Origin of the sequence: Pseudoalteromonas sp. 1CM17D, from assembly GCF_023161805.1 — a bacterium.
Lineage (GTDB): Bacteria > Pseudomonadota > Gammaproteobacteria > Enterobacterales > Alteromonadaceae > Pseudoalteromonas > Pseudoalteromonas atlantica.
The window spans coordinates 22302-38412 of the sequence record NZ_JALNTP010000015.1 but is presented as its reverse complement, the minus strand read 5'-3'; the positions used below and the strand labels follow the sequence as shown (position 1 = coordinate 38412).

At 40.5% G+C, this 16111-nt stretch carries 11 protein-coding genes; 5 read left to right on the top strand and 6 right to left on the bottom strand.

Annotated elements, in window-relative coordinates; translation table 11 throughout:
• Positions 1–53: 53 nt before the first annotated feature.
• From thrC to MSC25_RS18780, 4 genes are all read right to left on the bottom strand, one after another.
• Positions 54–1337, bottom strand: a complete 1284-nt coding sequence (gene thrC / locus MSC25_RS18795) for a threonine synthase (RefSeq protein ID WP_248444307.1) — start codon at positions 1335–1337, stop codon at positions 54–56.
• Positions 1338–1348: 11 nt separating this feature from the next.
• Positions 1349–2284, bottom strand: a complete 936-nt coding sequence (thrB, locus tag MSC25_RS18790) for a homoserine kinase (RefSeq protein ID WP_029773773.1) — start codon at positions 2282–2284, stop codon at positions 1349–1351.
• A 9-nt stretch (positions 2285–2293) separates the two neighbouring features.
• Positions 2294–4711 carry a bifunctional aspartate kinase/homoserine dehydrogenase I gene (gene thrA, locus MSC25_RS18785; protein WP_004586857.1) on the bottom strand — a complete coding sequence of 806 codons (2418 nt, stop codon included), beginning with the start codon at positions 4709–4711 and terminating at the stop codon, positions 2294–2296.
• A gap of 229 nt (positions 4712–4940) precedes the next feature.
• The gene (locus MSC25_RS18780) at positions 4941–5309 is read right to left on the bottom strand and encodes a response regulator (protein ID WP_248444306.1); all 369 of its coding nucleotides are present in this window, start codon (positions 5307–5309) and stop codon (positions 4941–4943) included.
• A gap of 372 nt (positions 5310–5681) precedes the next feature.
• Here MSC25_RS18780 and MSC25_RS18775 point away from each other — a divergent pair, with 372 nt between their 5' ends.
• The gene (locus MSC25_RS18775) at positions 5682–7439 is read left to right on the top strand and encodes a HAMP domain-containing sensor histidine kinase (RefSeq protein ID WP_004586855.1); all 1758 of its coding nucleotides are present in this window, start codon (positions 5682–5684) and stop codon (positions 7437–7439) included.
• Positions 7440–7522: 83 nt separating this feature from the next.
• Positions 7523–8431, top strand: a complete 909-nt coding sequence (gene rdgC / locus MSC25_RS18770; RefSeq protein WP_004586854.1) for a recombination-associated protein RdgC — start codon at positions 7523–7525, stop codon at positions 8429–8431.
• Between the two features lie 82 nt (positions 8432–8513).
• Here rdgC and MSC25_RS18765 read toward each other — a convergent pair whose 3' ends face one another.
• Positions 8514–9353: an HDOD domain-containing protein gene (locus tag MSC25_RS18765; RefSeq protein WP_004586853.1), complete on the bottom strand. Its 840-nt coding sequence runs from the start codon at positions 9351–9353 to the stop codon at positions 8514–8516.
• 275 nt (positions 9354–9628) lie between these two features.
• Between MSC25_RS18765 and MSC25_RS18760 the strand changes: the two genes are divergently transcribed.
• Complete coding sequence (locus tag MSC25_RS18760; protein WP_248444304.1) at positions 9629–11329, top strand: Zn-dependent hydrolase; 1701 nt, start codon at positions 9629–9631, stop codon at positions 11327–11329.
• Positions 11330–11373: 44 nt separating this feature from the next.
• Here MSC25_RS18760 and MSC25_RS18755 read toward each other — a convergent pair whose 3' ends face one another.
• Positions 11374–11778, bottom strand: a complete 405-nt coding sequence (locus MSC25_RS18755; protein WP_004586851.1) for an HIT family protein — start codon at positions 11776–11778, stop codon at positions 11374–11376.
• Positions 11779–11890: 112 nt separating this feature from the next.
• Here MSC25_RS18755 and MSC25_RS18750 point away from each other — a divergent pair, with 112 nt between their 5' ends.
• The gene (locus tag MSC25_RS18750; protein ID WP_096740059.1) at positions 11891–14116 is read left to right on the top strand and encodes a S9 family peptidase; all 2226 of its coding nucleotides are present in this window, start codon (positions 11891–11893) and stop codon (positions 14114–14116) included.
• A 143-nt stretch (positions 14117–14259) separates the two neighbouring features.
• A complete protein-coding gene (locus MSC25_RS18745; protein WP_248444302.1) occupies positions 14260–15897 on the top strand; it encodes a methyl-accepting chemotaxis protein in 1638 nt (545 codons plus the stop codon).
• The last annotated feature ends 214 nt before the right edge of the window (positions 15898–16111 follow it).

Below are 16111 nucleotides of genomic sequence, written 5' to 3'. Positions count from 1 at the left end.
GCGTTCAAAATACAAAAAAAGCGGCCAAAGCCGCTTTTTTAACGCTAAGTTAGTTAGCCTAACTTAGCGAGTATTTCAGTGCGTAACGCTTCATAATCAGGGTTAATGTCGCTTGCTAAACAAGGTTTAGCAAGTGCGTCGCTAAGTGGTTTTGGCATATCAAGTTCAATATTTAGGATCTCTTCTACGCTTTCTTTAAACTTAGCGGGGTGAGCAGTTGCTAAAAAGATACCTGCTGCGCCGGGTGCTTTATTCTCTACAAGACCTTGGTATGCAATGGCGGTATGCGGCTCTGCAACATAACCAGTTTGTTGAATATTTTTCATCACAGCTTGCGTATTTTCTTCGTTCACGCTGGTTGAGTAAAAATTATCGTAGCTAAACCAGTTATTATCTAACATTGTTTGCACACGTGGCCAGTTATTTGGCTTGCTCACATCCATCGCATTTGAAAGCGACTCAAGTGTGGCATTTGGCGCCCAATTTTTATCAAGCATGTAACGTGGCACGGTGTCGTTTTGATTTGTAGTCGCGCTTAGTTTACCCACCGGCAAACCAATTACAGCACCAATCATGGCGGCACATACATTACCAAAGTTACCACTAGGGACTGAAATATGCGCTGTAGCACGCTTTTCTTTTGGTAGCTGAGCAATGGCTTCAAAGTAATAACATACTTGTGCCACTAGGCGGCTAATGTTGATTGAGTTAGCTGAATTAAGGCCAAGTGTAGATTTAACTTCGTCATCTAAAAACGACTTTTTAACCAGCTCTTGGCAATCATCAAAACTGCCATCAACCGCGTAACAATGAATGTTGTTCCCAAGCGTAGTAAATAGCTTTTGCTGAGCAAGCGAAATTTTGCCTTTAGGGTATAGAATAACCACATCTATGTTTGGCTTGTTGTAAAACGCATGCGCAACAGCAGCGCCAGTATCGCCAGAGGTTGCCGTTAAAATCGTGACTTTTTCGCCTTGATTAAACTGTGCTAAACACTCAGCCATAAAGCGCCCGCCAAAGTCTTTAAACGCAAGCGTAGGGCCATGAAAAAGCTCTAAACAATAGTTATTGTCTTCAACTTCTACCAATTTTACGGGGAAGTTAAACGCATTTTTAACCATTTGAGCAACGGTATCAGCGGGTAATTCATCACCAATAAGGTGCGATAAAATTTTGCTACTGCGGCTAACAAAGTCCATATCTAATAACGCATCTACATCGGCGAGTGGCGCTAAGCTTTCAGGGAAAAATACCCCCTGATTACGCCCAAGCCCTGTTTTTACCGCTTCAACAAACGACACTTTTTGAGAATTTTCTTTTAAATTATGTAATTGCATAAATGCCTATCCTATAAAACTGTTAATTGACGCGTGCCGTCGTTATCTAATTTACAAATGTGGCAAAAGCCCTGCTCATTTATATAGTTTTGCGCTAACCACTGCGCACATTTTTCGGCAGCTTCTAATGTTTTACACACTGTAAATAACGTAGGGCCTGCACCTGAAATACTGACAATTTCTGCACCAAGCGCTGGCAAATTTGCTTTCGCTTCGCTAAACCCTGTTATTAACGGTGCTCGGTACGGCTCTGCTATATCGTCTTGCATAATGCTCAATGCATCATCAAAACGCTGCGTTAATAACAAACTGCTAAATGCCGATAAACGCTGTGCAAACTCAACCCCTGCATGCATGCTTAGCTCTTTAGGTAATACCGAGCGTGCCTTTGCGGTATTAAGCGAAAACCCAGGAAACGCCGCTACGTAGTACCAGTTTTCATCAACTGGTAGAGCAATTGACTTATCAGGAATTAAATCGCCTGTAAGCTGTAAGCCCCCTAAATAACACGGGGTGATGTTGTCATAATGACGCCCGCCACTGACTATCGCTTCAAAATCAGCCATTAATTCAATCAGCTCAACTTGGCTTAAATTGGTTTGAGCAAACTTATCAAGCGCAGCAAAGGTTGCTACCACCGAGCACGCACTCGAACCTAGCCCTGAGCCAATTGGTAAATTCTTTTTAAGCTCTAATTTTACACTTGGCATATCTGGCGCAACGTGCGCTCTAAAATGTACTAAACATTGATATGCTAGGTTTTCGCTCGCATCGCTTGGTAACTTATGCGCATATTCGCCAGAGCAAACAAACTCATCACTTGCTGCGGCGCTTACTACGGCTACATCACCTAATAAGCTGCCATCAATAGGCGCAAGCGCTGCGCCAAGTGCATCAAAGCCCACTGCAAAATTACCTATAGACGCCGGAGCATATACTTCTATCATAATGCTCTCCTAGCGCGATAACGTTTTTAATACGTCGGCAAATACGCCTGCAGCGGTTACCGCAGAGCCTGCACCGTAGCCACGAATTACAAACGGGCGTGGTTGATAATATTGGCTTAAAATAGCTAATGCGTTTTCACCATCACGAATTACATTTAATGCATGCGATGAATCGACCGCTTCAATACCTACTTTACAGTGGCCTTCTTTAATTGTACCTACATAACGAAGTACCTTGCCCTCTGCTGCCGCACTTTGAATACGGTCGTTAAACTCAGCATCTAAACTTGGCAGTTTAGCCATAAATTCATCTACGCTGTCACCTTGTGCAAAACCTTGAGGCAATACTGACTCTACTTCTATATCGCTAAGCTCTAATTTCATGCCAGCTTCGCGTGCAATGATAAGCAATTTACGTGCTACATCGGTGCCCGATAGATCATCGCGTGGGTCTGGCTCTGTAAAACCGCTTTCTTTTGCTTTAATAGTTGCCTCAGAAAGTGATAAACCATCTTCTAGTGCACCAAACATGTACGACAATGAGCCTGATAAAATACCGCTAAACTCAAGTAACTCATCACCTGCACCAAATAACGACTGTAGGTTATCGATTACCGGTAAGCCTGCACCTACGTTTGTTTCGTATAAAAACTTGCGGTTATTTTTTTGTGTTGCTGCAATTAAGTCTTGGTAATAATCGTACGAGCTGGTTGTTGCTTTTTTATTAGCGGCAACCACATGGAAGCCCGCATTTAAAAAATCCACATACTGAGCTGCTAGCGCATCAGAAGACGTACAATCTACAAGCACAGGGTTTACTAAGTGATTTTGTTTTACAAACTGCTCAACTAAATTTAAATCAAACGCTTGCTCTGATACTGCAAGCTTTTGCTGCCAGTCATCAAATGCAATACCTTCGCTGTCTAAATGCAATTGACGAGAATTAGCAACGCCATATAAGTTTAACTTAATATTACGTTTTTCAAGCCACGCTTGCTGGCGCTCTAACTGAGAAATAAGCTCTTGGCCTACTAAGCCACAGCCAAGTAAAAATACGTCAATTGAAGGGACGTGCGTAAAAAAGTTTTCATGGCATATTTTCACTGCATCGTTACACAGCTCGCCATCAATAACCGCCGAAATAGCACTTTCTGTAGAATCCTGCGCAATGGCTACTATGTTTACTTGGGCCTGTGCAAGAGAAGCAAAAAACTGTGCAGCTAAACCTTTGTGTGCACGCATGTTATCGCCCACTAAAGTAACAATGGCAAGATTACGTTGTACTTGCACCGGCTCAATTAAGCCTGCTTGTAATTCAAGTTCAAATGCACTTTGCAGGGCTTCTAGCGCGAGCGCTAAATCGCTTTCGTGCACACAAAAGCTAATGCTAAATTCACACGATGATTGAGTAATTAATACTATCGATACGTTATCGTGCGCAAGGGCATTAAATACCTTAGAGGCCATGCCCACTTTACCTTTCATGCCAGGGCCTGACACGGTAAGCATTGCTAAGTCTTGCAAGCTAGAAAGCGCTTTTACTGGCTCATCAGATGAATAGTCGTTACCAATTAATGACCCCTGAGCATCTGGGTTATGGGTATTTTTAATTTCGCACGGTACGCCCGCTTTCGCGCACGGTAAAATGGTTTTAGGGTGAAGTACTTTAGCGCCAAAGTAAGAAAGCTCCATCGCTTCTTTATAAGATAAGAAATCAACTTTAGTTGCTTTTTTGATGTAGCGCGGATCAGCACTGTACACACCATCAACATCAGTCCAAATTTGGCAAATTTCAGCATCTAAACACGCCGCCGCAATAGCTGCTGAGTAATCAGAGCCATTACGACCAAGTGTAGTAAGTTCGCCTTGTTCGTTGCTTGCTGTAAAGCCTGGCATAATGTAAATGGTGGCTGGGTTTTCTTTAAGTACTGCTTGAAAGCGTGCTTTGCTCGTTACTAAGTCGGCCTCAGCATCAATGTAGCCACCAGTAGAGGCAACACAACGCGTTGCTTCAAGGTATTGTGCATTGTGCGAGCTTAATAAACTTTGCATTAGCGATACACTAACACGCTCACCAAAACTAATTACAAAAGCACGAATTTGATCTGGGCAGCACTTAATAAGCGCCACACCATCTAGCTTATTTTTAAGCTCATTAAAATCTGGCCAGTTTGTTACTTCGCCACTGCTTTTTTCTACTTCTGCTTTTAATGTCTCGCATCGGCTTAGCAAAGCTTGCCATTGCTGAGAAAAATCTTGACCTTGCTCAGCGGCACTTGCCAGCGCAACTAATGAATCAGTCATACCTCCGGGTGCAGAAAGTACCAGTAACATTTCATCTTTTAACTGTGCTTTTACCAGCAAAGCTACTTGTTGCAAACAGGCAAAGTCGGCAAGCGAAGAGCCTCCAAATTTTAAAACGCGCATTATTTATGTTCCTCATCCCATAAAACGAAAAAAGGCCTGTGTTCTTAGTGAACACAGGCCTTTAAATTTGTTGCACCGACCTATGCCACTATCCAGTAAGAATGGTGGTTGTAATAATAATGGTCAGTGCGCGATTAATTGTTTTCATAGAGCTAAGACTGCCTTAACAAAGGCTATGCTGTCAACCCCAAATTAAAAGATAAAACAGCCTTTTTGAACATGAAAAAACCTAATGAATGCCAAATTTATGCAAAACTTCACTTAAAGCCGATTTATTAATAGGTTTATTTATAAAATCGATAGCGCCTAGCTGCGCGACTTTTTTCTTCATTTGTTGTTGTATATCAGCGGAGATCACTAGTACAAAACACTCTATTTTTTCTGCCTTAATGCGCTCCAGCACTTGTACGCCGTCAACTTCTGGCATGGTTAAGTCTAAACACAAAAGATCAAATTGCTGCAAGCGTAAAAGCGCCAGCGCATCGGCCCCATTTGCGGCTTGTTGAATGTCGGCACTCACGCACTCATTTAAACAACGCACAACTTGTTTGCGTGCAACAGTGGAGTCATCACACACTAATATAGAAAATTTCATCATGTTAACTACTAAAATAACCTTCTAAAAATTATAAAAACGAGCCGTCCGTTGGTTTTTGCTATTCTAACACGTTCCTAAAACTCTAACACTTTGCTTGTTCGCATAATGTAATACTGTAACCTTACAATATAACGTTAAATATTATTAATAATTGCTCTAGCTGCCTATTAAAAATCATCGTTTTTGAAATCTCAGTAGCCATTAAAATTAATTTAAATCAGTTTAGTGCACTATTATTAAAACAAAACGACTCAATAGCTGGGCTATCTCTTTAAAATATAAATTTTTTATTTATTTTTAAGGTTTTATTGACTAACTTTTAAGTTAGAAATTGCAACTTAGATATAATTACACCGGATGAGTAAATCCCATATGTTACAAAAAAGCCTTTCTAAGAAATTGTTAACTAATGTTTTATCAGTGTATTTTTTGCTTACCTTTGTGGTGACATGTGGACAGGTGCTTGCAGAATTTGTAAATACTAAAGACTACATTCGTGATGAGCTAAGTACGCTGCAAAAAACCTTTAGCCGAAGCTTAACACGCGCAATTTGGGAACTAAACACAAAGCAAACAATTACAACCGCAGAAGGCTTACTTGCTATACCTATGGTGGAGGGCATTATAGTGCGCGACGACAGCGGTGAAATTATTTCGCAGCTGGGGCGCTCTTTGGATATACACAAACTTTATAACCAACAACTCGTACAAGAGGAAGTCATTATAGAGGACACCAAATCGGGTCTCTTTGGCTATACCTTCCCCCTAATTTTTGAATTTTCGGGGCGCGCTACTCAAGTAGGTGATGTGACCTTGTTCTCTAGCCGCGATGTGGTATTTAGCCGAATAATGGTATCTATTTACTTTTTAATTGGTAACGCCATGATCAAAACTACCTTTTTGATCATTCTGTTTTTAATGGCATTTAGAAAGCTGCTCACCGACCCTTTAAACGAGTTAACCGATCAAATAGAAAACTTAGAGCTTGATGACTTAGAAGGTCAACACATAGACATTGAGACCGAAGAGCATAACGAGCTAAACGTTATGGAGCAGTCTTTTAATAACTTAATAGATAAAGTAGTTCAATACAGAAAAGAGCTTGAGCACACCCAACGTGAGTTGATTGTTAGTAACGAAAAGCTCGACCAGCACAATATACAGCTTGAGCAAGATGTTGCCCGTAAAACGTCAAACTTAAGCCAAGCTATGATGGATTTACAACAGCAAAAGTACGAACTAGAAAAACAAAAGCTGGTACTAACCGAAGAAGTTGATTTACGCAGACACACCGAAGAAGAATTATTAACTAAACAAAAAGAGCTTGAACGCTACCTAGACGAGCTAAGCCTTGCACAAGAGCGCTTAGTAGGCACCGAAAAAATGGCTGCGCTAGGCGGATTAGTCGCCGGTATTACACACGACATAAATACACCTATTGGGATTGGTGTAACTGCTATATCGTTTTTACAAGAGCGTTTAAACACATTAGAAAATGCCTACAAAGAAAAAACATTATCGCCCAAAGCATTAGAAGAGTTTATAAACGAAGCCAAGCAAAGCACAAGCTTGCTTACAACCAACCTTGATAGAGCCTCTGAGCTTATTGCCAGCTTTAAACAAATAGCGGTAGACCAAGCCAGTGAAGCTGTAAGAACAATTAACTTTAAAGATTATTTAAACGAAGTAATTTTATCGCTCCACCCTAAACTTAAAAAAACCAAGCACACCATAAATTTACAGTGTCCGGATGATTTAGTTCTTAACCTGCCTGCAGGGGCAATTAGCCAAATTTTTACTAACTTAATTATGAACTCAATTATTCATGGTTTTGATAATATTGCGCAGGGCAATATTGATATAAATATTAGCGCCGATGACACACTCCTTATTATTGACTACACCGATAACGGCAATGGCGTAACAAAAGAGCAATTAGCCAAATTGTTTGACCCATTTTTTACGACAAAACGCGACCAAGGCGGCAGTGGGTTAGGCACACACATAACCTTTAACTTAGTTAAGCAAACACTTAGCGGCTCAATAGAGGCAAGCAGTGAGCCTGGCAAAGGGCTTCATTACCATATTGAATTTCCTAAAAACATGCCAAAGCCATTATTTAATCAATAACGGCTTTGCTTAAAATCAGCCATTTCGAGAACCCCATTTTATTGCTATGATTGAGCAAATTTAAAAGATGGAAAAGTTACCTTATGTGGTTTAGTAACCTGATTTGTTATCGCTTTAAGCAAGATGTTTCGTACACTCAAGAAGAGTTTGAAAAAGCGTTAGAACAAGATGTATTTCGCCCTTGTGGCTCTCAAGACCTTTCTACATTTGGTTGGACAAAAGCATTTGGTAAGCATGGTGACTCGCTGGCGCATTTTTCACAAAAAAGCATTTTAGTGTGTGCCAAACGTGAAGAAAAAGTGCTGCCTGCATCTGTTGTTAATGAAATGGTTGCCGAAAAAGTAGATCAAATAGAAGCGGAAGAAAACCGCCCTGTTAAAAAGAAAGAAAAAGACGAGTTAAAAGAAAACATTTTAACTACCTTATTACCTCAAGCGTTTAAAAAATCGAGCCTACAGTTTGCTTTTATTGACCAAGAAAACGGCTGGGTTGTAGTAAACAGCGGCAGTTTTAATAAAGCAGAAGAGCTACTTGCATTGCTGCGTAAGTCTCTGGGCACATTACCAGTAGTACCTGCTTTTGCAAACTACGACCTAGATGTATTTTTAACTGATTGGTTAACTAACTTCAGCACCCCTGAAAACTTTGCTATAGGTTTTGATGCTGAGCTAGAAGAAGCCGACGACAGTGGCGCACAGGTTAAACTAAAAGGTCATGATTTATCGTGTGATGAAGTTAAATCGCACCTAGAAAATGGTAAACGCGTGACCAAACTTGCACTTGATTGGCAAGAACGCCTGAAGTTTATGCTGCAAAACGATGGCTCTATCAAGCGTTTAAGCTACTCAGAAACTTTAAAAGAAGAAAACGCCGATATTCCTAAAGAAGATATGGCGGTTAAATTAGATGCTGACTTTATTTTAGCCTCAGAAGAAATCAAGCTACTGCTTGAAGAGCTGACGGCCGGTTTAGGTGATGCAGAAGATTTATAAAACGCTAAAATTATAAGCGCTATTAAAACCAAAAAAAGCACGACTTAGTCGTGCTTTTTGCTTTTACCTTTATAACTACTAATTAGCTAAATGTGTCTTTTACATTTTCGAGCATGTCGTTGTATTCGTCACTTGAAAATAGCTGCATAGAAGGAATAACGCCTTTATCTATGTAAGTTTGTAAAGCCGCTGATTTATCAGAAACCTGTAAAGTCCCCTCTAAAATAGCGCCAATACGAATAAAATCAACATAACCAATCTCTTCAGGGCGATACGTAGGGTCTGCCCAATGCCTAGCAACATTTACAAATTCAGGTGGAAACTCCCACGCTCCCATAATTGAGCCACCAATTTTACCACTGAGCTTTTGAATTGCATGTGCTAAAAAGCTTGGGTTAGCAAACACCTCTGGGTGGCGCTCAGCTTCGGTTAAAATAGGCAATACACCAATGTTATATACCAACGACGCCAACGTAATAGCGTCACTATTTAACGATGTACGTTTATTATTTTGTAAATAAAACGCCATAAGCGTTATTGAGTGCCCCGCCACATTTAGCGTTTTTTGCCACGCTTTACTCATGTAGCCTTTTATTAGCTCATTATTAGAAACAAACAGCTGCTCCATTGCCATTGCGGTTGCTATATTTTTAATTTGGCGTAAACCAATGCGCGTAACCGCTTGCTGTAAGTTAGACACTTTAACCGCTCGGCCCATAATTGCACTGTTAGCCACTTTAATCATGCGCGCTGAAAGAGCCGGGTCTTGTCCAATCACGTCTGACATTTGCATTAGGTTTACATCAGGGTTATCGGCCGCTTGGCGCACTTTAATTGCAACTTCAGGTAACGTAGGTAAAACCAAAGTGTCGTTATTGATTCTATCAACCAAAATCGTTAATAGTGCATTTTCTGTAGACATAGAACTGTCATCCTTTTGTTTCTGGGCCGCAATGCAACTGCTAACCTCGGATAAAATGAGTAATACAATGAGTATTATCTAACTTACCGATAAAGTTAAGAAAATTATATAAATTAATTGTTATTATCGCCTGCAGACGCGGTACACCGCCAAACACTTGCTATTTACCATTTAGTTTTGCTTTAATGCAGTCACTATAAGGAAACGTTTGTACGCGCTAGCAATTAAATTTAAGCGTACAAATAATTAAACTTACTTTTTTAACAGGCAATCAAATGATCTTAAACAAAATTAGCCAAGCAATTTTACTCTCAGGCTTCGTTTTTCTTAGTGCATGCTCAGAGCAAGCCCCCTCTTCGACCGAAGCCACAGGTGTAGAACTTGCTCAGAAAAGTGCCGCGCAAGCTGGCCCAGATTTAATTAATATTGATAAACAACGTTTAGATATTTACACCGACTTTAGCCTAGAAGCCGACCTATCTCATTTAAGTGAGAATCAAAAAGCCATGGTTGCTAAGCTTATCGATGCCTCTAAAATTATGGACGAGCTATTTTGGATGCAGGCTTTTGGCGATAATAAAGACGCTTTTTTAGCAAAGCTAAGTGATGAAAAAGTACGTAAATTTGCTGATATTAACTACGGCCCTTGGGATCGTTTAAATGGTGACGAACCGTTTTTATCAGGCTACAAAGAAAAAGCCCTTGGCGCACAATTCTACCCAGCCGACATAACAAAAGAAGAGCTAAATAACGCCGACGTAGAAGATAAAAAAGGCCTTTACTCATTAATCAAACGTGATGAGCAAGGTAACCTTTACAGCGTGCCTTACTCAAAAGAATACGCTGAGGAGTTAGCTAAAGCAGCAGATTTATTACGTGAAGCCAGTAAGCTTGCCGATGACAAAGAATTTGCTAATTACTTAAACCTACGTGCTGATGCACTACAAAAAGATGATTTTCAGGGTTCTGACTTTGCCTGGATGGACATGAAAAATAACCCAGTTGATGTGGTTATTGGCCCAATTGAAACCTACGAAGATCAACTCTTTGGCTACCGCTCTGCTTATGAGTCGTATGTACTAATTAAAGATTTAAAATGGAGCGAGCGCCTAGCTAAGTTTGCGGCCTTTTTACCAGAGCTTCAAAAAGGTTTACCGGTAGATGCTAAATATAAGCAAGAAGTGCCAGGCTCAGACGCCGATTTAAATGCTTACGATGTGGTTTACTATGCAGGTCACTCAAATGCGGGCAGCAAAACCATTGCCATTAACTTACCAAACGATGAGCAAGTACAGCTTGAAAAAGGCACTCGTCGCCTGCAGCTTAAAAACGCAATGCGTGCAAAATTTGATAAAATTTTAGTGCCAATTGCTGAGCAGTTAATTGTACCTGAGCAACGTAAGCATATTACCTTTAACGCCTTTTTTGCCAATACCATGTTTCACGAAGTGGCTCATGGCCTAGGTATTAAAAACACCATTACAAATAAAGGCACTGTGCGCCAATCATTACAAGAGCACGCAAGTGCACTTGAAGAAGGTAAAGCCGATATTTTAGGTTTATACATGGTTGAGCAGTTACTTAAAAAAGGCGAAATTACCGAAGGCACATTAGAAGATTACTACACCACCTTTATGGCGGGTATTTTCCGCTCAGTACGTTTTGGTGCATCAAGCGCACATGGTAAAGCCAACATGATCCGCTTTAACTTTTTTGCTCAAGAAGGCGCTTTTTCTAAAAATGAAGAGGGTTTATACCGTGTAAATATGGAAAAAATGGGCGTGGCTATGGCTAAGCTGTCGCGCTTAATTTTAACATTACAAGGTGACGGCGATTACGAAAAAGTAGATCAACTAATTGCCACTCATGGCGATATTAAAGAAGAGCTTGCTAAAGACCTAGAAAAACTAAGCCAAGCGAATATTCCGGTTGATGTAACCTTTAAACAAGGCAAAGACGTGTTAGGCCTTAACTAACCCAACACGTAATACTTTGTAATAGTTTAATAAAGCGCTGTAGTTTATAACTGCAGCGCTTTTTTTAGCGCTATTATTTGCTCATCTGTGTATGGTTTTGCTGGAAACTTACCCCACACTGGTGCAGGCCACGCAGCATCAGTTGTAAAACGTGCAATATGATGAATATGTAATTGCGGCACCATATTACCCAAAGCGGCCACGTTTAATTTATCAGGGCTAAACACTTGCATAATAAGCTTGCTGAGTTTGGCCGACTCTTTTAAATATACAATTTGATCGGCATCAGATAAATCGATGATCTCTTTTAAATTAGGTTTTCTGGGTACCAATACAAACCAAGGGTATTGGCTGTCGTTAAGTAATAACACCTTACATAAAGGCCAATCTGCCAGTTCTATACAATCGCGCTTAAGCTCTGGGGCGAGTTCAAAAGTGTGGTTCGTCATCGTCACATCCTAGTTAGTCTTTAATAATGGCCACTTTATAGCATTTATTTGCAGTTGCACACGCTTAGCTTTACCATTTAATACAATATTTATAATAAGCTAAGGCAACCTTGTGCTAAAAAAAATAAAACACTTAACCCTCGCACTACCGCTAGCTGTTGGCGCACTGAGCGTACAAGCAAAACCATTATCGCTAGAGCGTATTTTTGATGATCCGAGCTTGTCGGGTAAAGCTCCCGTACAACTTAAGTTTTCACCAGACGGTAGCCGCGTAACTTACCTGCAAGGTAAAACCGATGACTACAACCGTTATGATTTATGGGAATACAACTTAAAAGATAACACCAACAGAATACTGGTTGATTCTGCAAAGCTGTTTTCAGGCCCAGAAAACCTCTCTGATGAGGAAAAAGCACGCCGCGAACGCCAACGTATTTTTGGTAAAGGTATTTTAGAGTATAAATGGTCTAAAGATGGCAAAGCCCTGTTATTCCCACTCAATGGTGACCTGTATTATTACGAGCTTGCATCTGGTAAAAGTAAAAAACTTACCAATACAGAAGCGTTTGAAACCGATGCCCGTTTTTCTCCTAAAGGTAACTATGTATCGTTTATTCGCGAGCAAAACCTTTACGCTTTAGCACTTGATTCAGGTAAAGAAATACAACTGAGCAAAGATGGCGGCGGCGTTATTAAAAACGGCATGGCCGAATTTGTAGCACAAGAAGAAATGAGCCGTATGACTGGCTACTGGTGGGCTGGCGATGAATCTAAAATTGCATTCACTCGCGTAGATGAAACCCCAGTAAAAGAAGCTATCCGTAACGAAATTTATGCAGACGAAGTAAAGCTATTTAATCAGCGTTACCCATTTACAGGCACCGACAACGTTGAAATACAACTTGGCGTTGTGTCTTTAAATAATCAAAACGTTGACTGGGTTGATTTAGGCGACGATAAAGACATTTACATTGCACGTGCTAAATGGCTAAAAGACAGCACTACCCTTTCGTATCAATGGCAAAATCGCTCACAACATAAGTTAGAACTACGTTTTTACAATAGCGATACTAAAACGCAAAAAGTAGCGCTAACAGAAAACAGCGATACGTGGATCAATTTAAACTTTGATCTGCATTTCTTAAAAGACAAAAAGCATTTTGTATGGGCTTCTGAGCGCGATGGTTTTAAACACCTTTATTTGTACCGCACTAATGGCCAGCTAATTCGACAAATCACTTCAGGAGACTGGGTTGTTGATAGCTTAAAAGGCGTGGATGAGAAAAAAGGCATAGTGTACTTTGCAGGACGTAAAGACACCCCGCTTGAAAGCCATTTATACAGCGCACCACTGTTTAAAAAAGGCAATATTAAGCGCATCACCGAACAAGGCCAATACCACAAAGTGGTAATGGCTAAAGACAGCAAAACGTTTATTGATAATAGCTCATCGGTAAACAAGCCTAACTCGGCGGCTCTTCGTAAAGTAAATGGCGAATTTATCACATGGCTTGAACAAAATAAGCTTGATGATAGCCACCCATTAACACCTTATTTAAGTGATTTAGCCACTCCAGAGTACGGCACAATTAAAGCTGAAGATGGCCAAGAAATGCATTACCGCTTGTTTAAACCAAGCAATATTGCAGACGGTAAAAAGCACCCAGTAATTGTTAATGTATACGGCGGCCCGCATGCACAACGCGTTACAAATAGCTGGCGCAGCAAAAACTTGTACTTTCAATACATGGCGCAACAAGGCTATGTTATTTTTCAGCTCGATAACCGAGGCTCTTACAACCGTGGTAAAAAGTTTGAAGACGCTATTTACAAGCACTTAGGTGTTGTAGAAGTAGCAGATCAAATTAAAGGCGTTGAGTTTTTACGCACGCTTGATTACGTAGACCCACAACGCATTGGTATTTATGGCCACAGTTATGGCGGATACATGGCCCTAATGACCATGTTTAAAGCAGGCGATTACTTTCAAGCCGGTGTATCGGGAGCACCAGTTACTGACTGGGCACTTTACGACACCCATTACACTGAGCGCTACCTTGGTCATCCTAAAACCAATGCCAAAGGCTACGAAGACAGCGCCGTATTCCCATATGCTGATGGCTTAAAAGGCCCATTAATGATTTACCATGGCATGGCCGATGACAACGTGTTGTTTACCCACGCCACTAAATTATTTAAACAACTACAAGATAACGAAAAACAGTTTGAAATGATGACCTACCCAGGCTCAAAACACAGCTTACGCGGTAAACAGGTGCAAACACATTTACACCAAACCATTACAAACTTCTTTAATCGACATTTTGATGTTAAATAATCATATGACGACTAAATAGACTAAAGGCTGATTGAAAAATCAGCCTTTTTTTTGTCTTAATAAGTTAGTGAGCCTAGATTAAACGCTTTTTTTAGCTACGCTTATTCTATGCGCTAAGGCGTACACTAATTGAGGACAAATTAATGCTTAACCTACGTAGTTTCAGTATTTTCCAGCGTTTTTTACTGTTAATAGCCATTGTTGTATTTGGCTTAATAGTACTTAGTATATCTAGCCTAACTCATCAATATAGCTCACTCAAAAACGAGCAATATCTAAAAACCCAAAATGTAGTAGAAACGGCATACAGTGTTATTGAGCATTACCACCAGCTTGAACAAAACAATACACTCACACAAGCGCAGGCTCAATCACAAGCACTGGCCACTATAAAAGCGCTGCGCTATGACAAAACAAATTACTTTTGGGTAAACAACTACCAACCCCAAATGGTAATGCACCCAATAAAGCCTGCGCTTAACGGTAAAGACTTAAGTAATAATAAAGACCCCGATGGCAAAGCACTTTTTGTAGAAATGGTGAACATTGTAAAACAACAAAAAGAAGGCTTTATTCCTTATAAATGGCCAAAACCAGGAAAAGATCAGCCGGTAGATAAAGTCGCATTTGTAAAAGGCTTTAGCCCGTGGCAATGGATTATTGGCTCAGGCGTATACCTAGATTCAATAGATGAAGCATTTAGCGAGCAGCGTAATCTCATCATAATTAGCGCTTTAGTTATGATTATTGCTGTCATTTTATTAAGTTACTTTATTGGTAAAAGTATACTCACGCCTACTCGTCTTGCCGCAGACATGATGAAAAACATATCGCAAGGTGAAGGTGACTTAACACGTACGCTAAACGAATCGGGCAATGATGAAATATCAGAGCTGTCACGCTCTTTTAATTTATTTGTTTTAAAAATGCGCGAGTCGTTAGTGCATGTATCGCACAGTGCAGATGATGTAAGCAGACACGCTCACACGGTGGATGAGTCAAGTAGAACAAGCCATTCCTTCATTGAGCTACAAAACGACAGTTCCACACAAGTAGCCGCCGCCATGGAGCAAATGACGCACCAAATTCATGATGTGAGTCGTAATGCCGAAGCCGCAGAACAAGCAGCCAATGATGCAGCGGACAATGCCTCAACCGGTAAAAACGTGGTAGCGAATACCATTACCGCCATAGAAACACTCTCAAGTAATATAGAAACAGTGAGCCAAGTAACTGAAGATTTAGCAAACGAAAGTAACAATATAGGCTCTGTGCTTGATGTGATCAGAAGTATATCGGAGCAAACAAACTTACTTGCACTCAACGCTGCTATAGAAGCGGCTCGTGCAGGCGAGCACGGCAGAGGGTTTGCAGTTGTTGCCGATGAAGTGCGCACATTAGCCAGCAGAACCGGGCAAAGCACAGATGAAATTCAAGCCATGATCACTAAATTACAAGAAGGCGCTAAAGCGGCAGTAGAGGCGGTAAAATCAAGCCAAGCACTGTCGGTGACGACGGTAGAGCAGGTTTCATCTGCAGATACATCGCTCAATGAAATAGAAAGGCTGGTATCTATAATTACCGACATGAACAGCCAAATAGCCCGTGCCACTGAGCAGCAAACGCAAGCCGCTGACGAGGTTAATTTACGTATTAACGAGCTATCTCAATCAACCGAGCAATCACTAAATAATACAAAGCAACTTACCGATGCCAGCGATAACCTCAAACAAAGTAGCCAAGGGCTTTCGAGTGTGGTTAATCGCTTTAAATTAAAATAATTTAAAAAAAAGCCCTGAATTAACAGGGCTTTTTATTACATAAGCGTTTTTAGCTTATACCATTTCGCATAATTAAGTGATCTATTTTTAGGATGGAAAAACGTGTTGATGGCTAGGCAAAAAATTTGCTATTTAGTTGTTCTAAATGAGAATTTTTTAACACAGATAGCGACACGTTTAGCCCCGAAAAATGATTAAGTATTATTGCGGATTG

What these genes read in the sequence shown, in the direction of transcription:
- MSC25_RS18775 (WP_004586855.1), top strand. Translation starts at nt 5,682, where the DNA reads ATGTTACAAAAAAGCCTTTCTAAGAAATTGTTAACTAATGTTTTATCA.
- rdgC (WP_004586854.1), top strand. Translation starts at nt 7,523, where the DNA reads ATGTGGTTTAGTAACCTGATTTGTTATCGCTTTAAGCAAGATGTTTCG.
- thrA (WP_004586857.1), bottom strand. Translation starts at nt 4,711, where the DNA reads ATGCGCGTTTTAAAATTTGGAGGCTCTTCGCTTGCCGACTTTGCCTGT.
- MSC25_RS18745 (WP_248444302.1), top strand. Translation starts at nt 14,260, where the DNA reads ATGCTTAACCTACGTAGTTTCAGTATTTTCCAGCGTTTTTTACTGTTA.
- MSC25_RS18760 (WP_248444304.1), top strand. Translation starts at nt 9,629, where the DNA reads ATGATCTTAAACAAAATTAGCCAAGCAATTTTACTCTCAGGCTTCGTT.
- MSC25_RS18765 (WP_004586853.1), bottom strand. Translation starts at nt 9,353, where the DNA reads ATGTCTACAGAAAATGCACTATTAACGATTTTGGTTGATAGAATCAAT.
- thrB (WP_029773773.1), bottom strand. Translation starts at nt 2,284, where the DNA reads ATGATAGAAGTATATGCTCCGGCGTCTATAGGTAATTTTGCAGTGGGC.
- MSC25_RS18755 (WP_004586851.1), bottom strand. Translation starts at nt 11,778, where the DNA reads ATGACGAACCACACTTTTGAACTCGCCCCAGAGCTTAAGCGCGATTGT.
- MSC25_RS18780 (WP_248444306.1), bottom strand. Translation starts at nt 5,309, where the DNA reads ATGATGAAATTTTCTATATTAGTGTGTGATGACTCCACTGTTGCACGC.
- thrC (WP_248444307.1), bottom strand. Translation starts at nt 1,337, where the DNA reads ATGCAATTACATAATTTAAAAGAAAATTCTCAAAAAGTGTCGTTTGTT.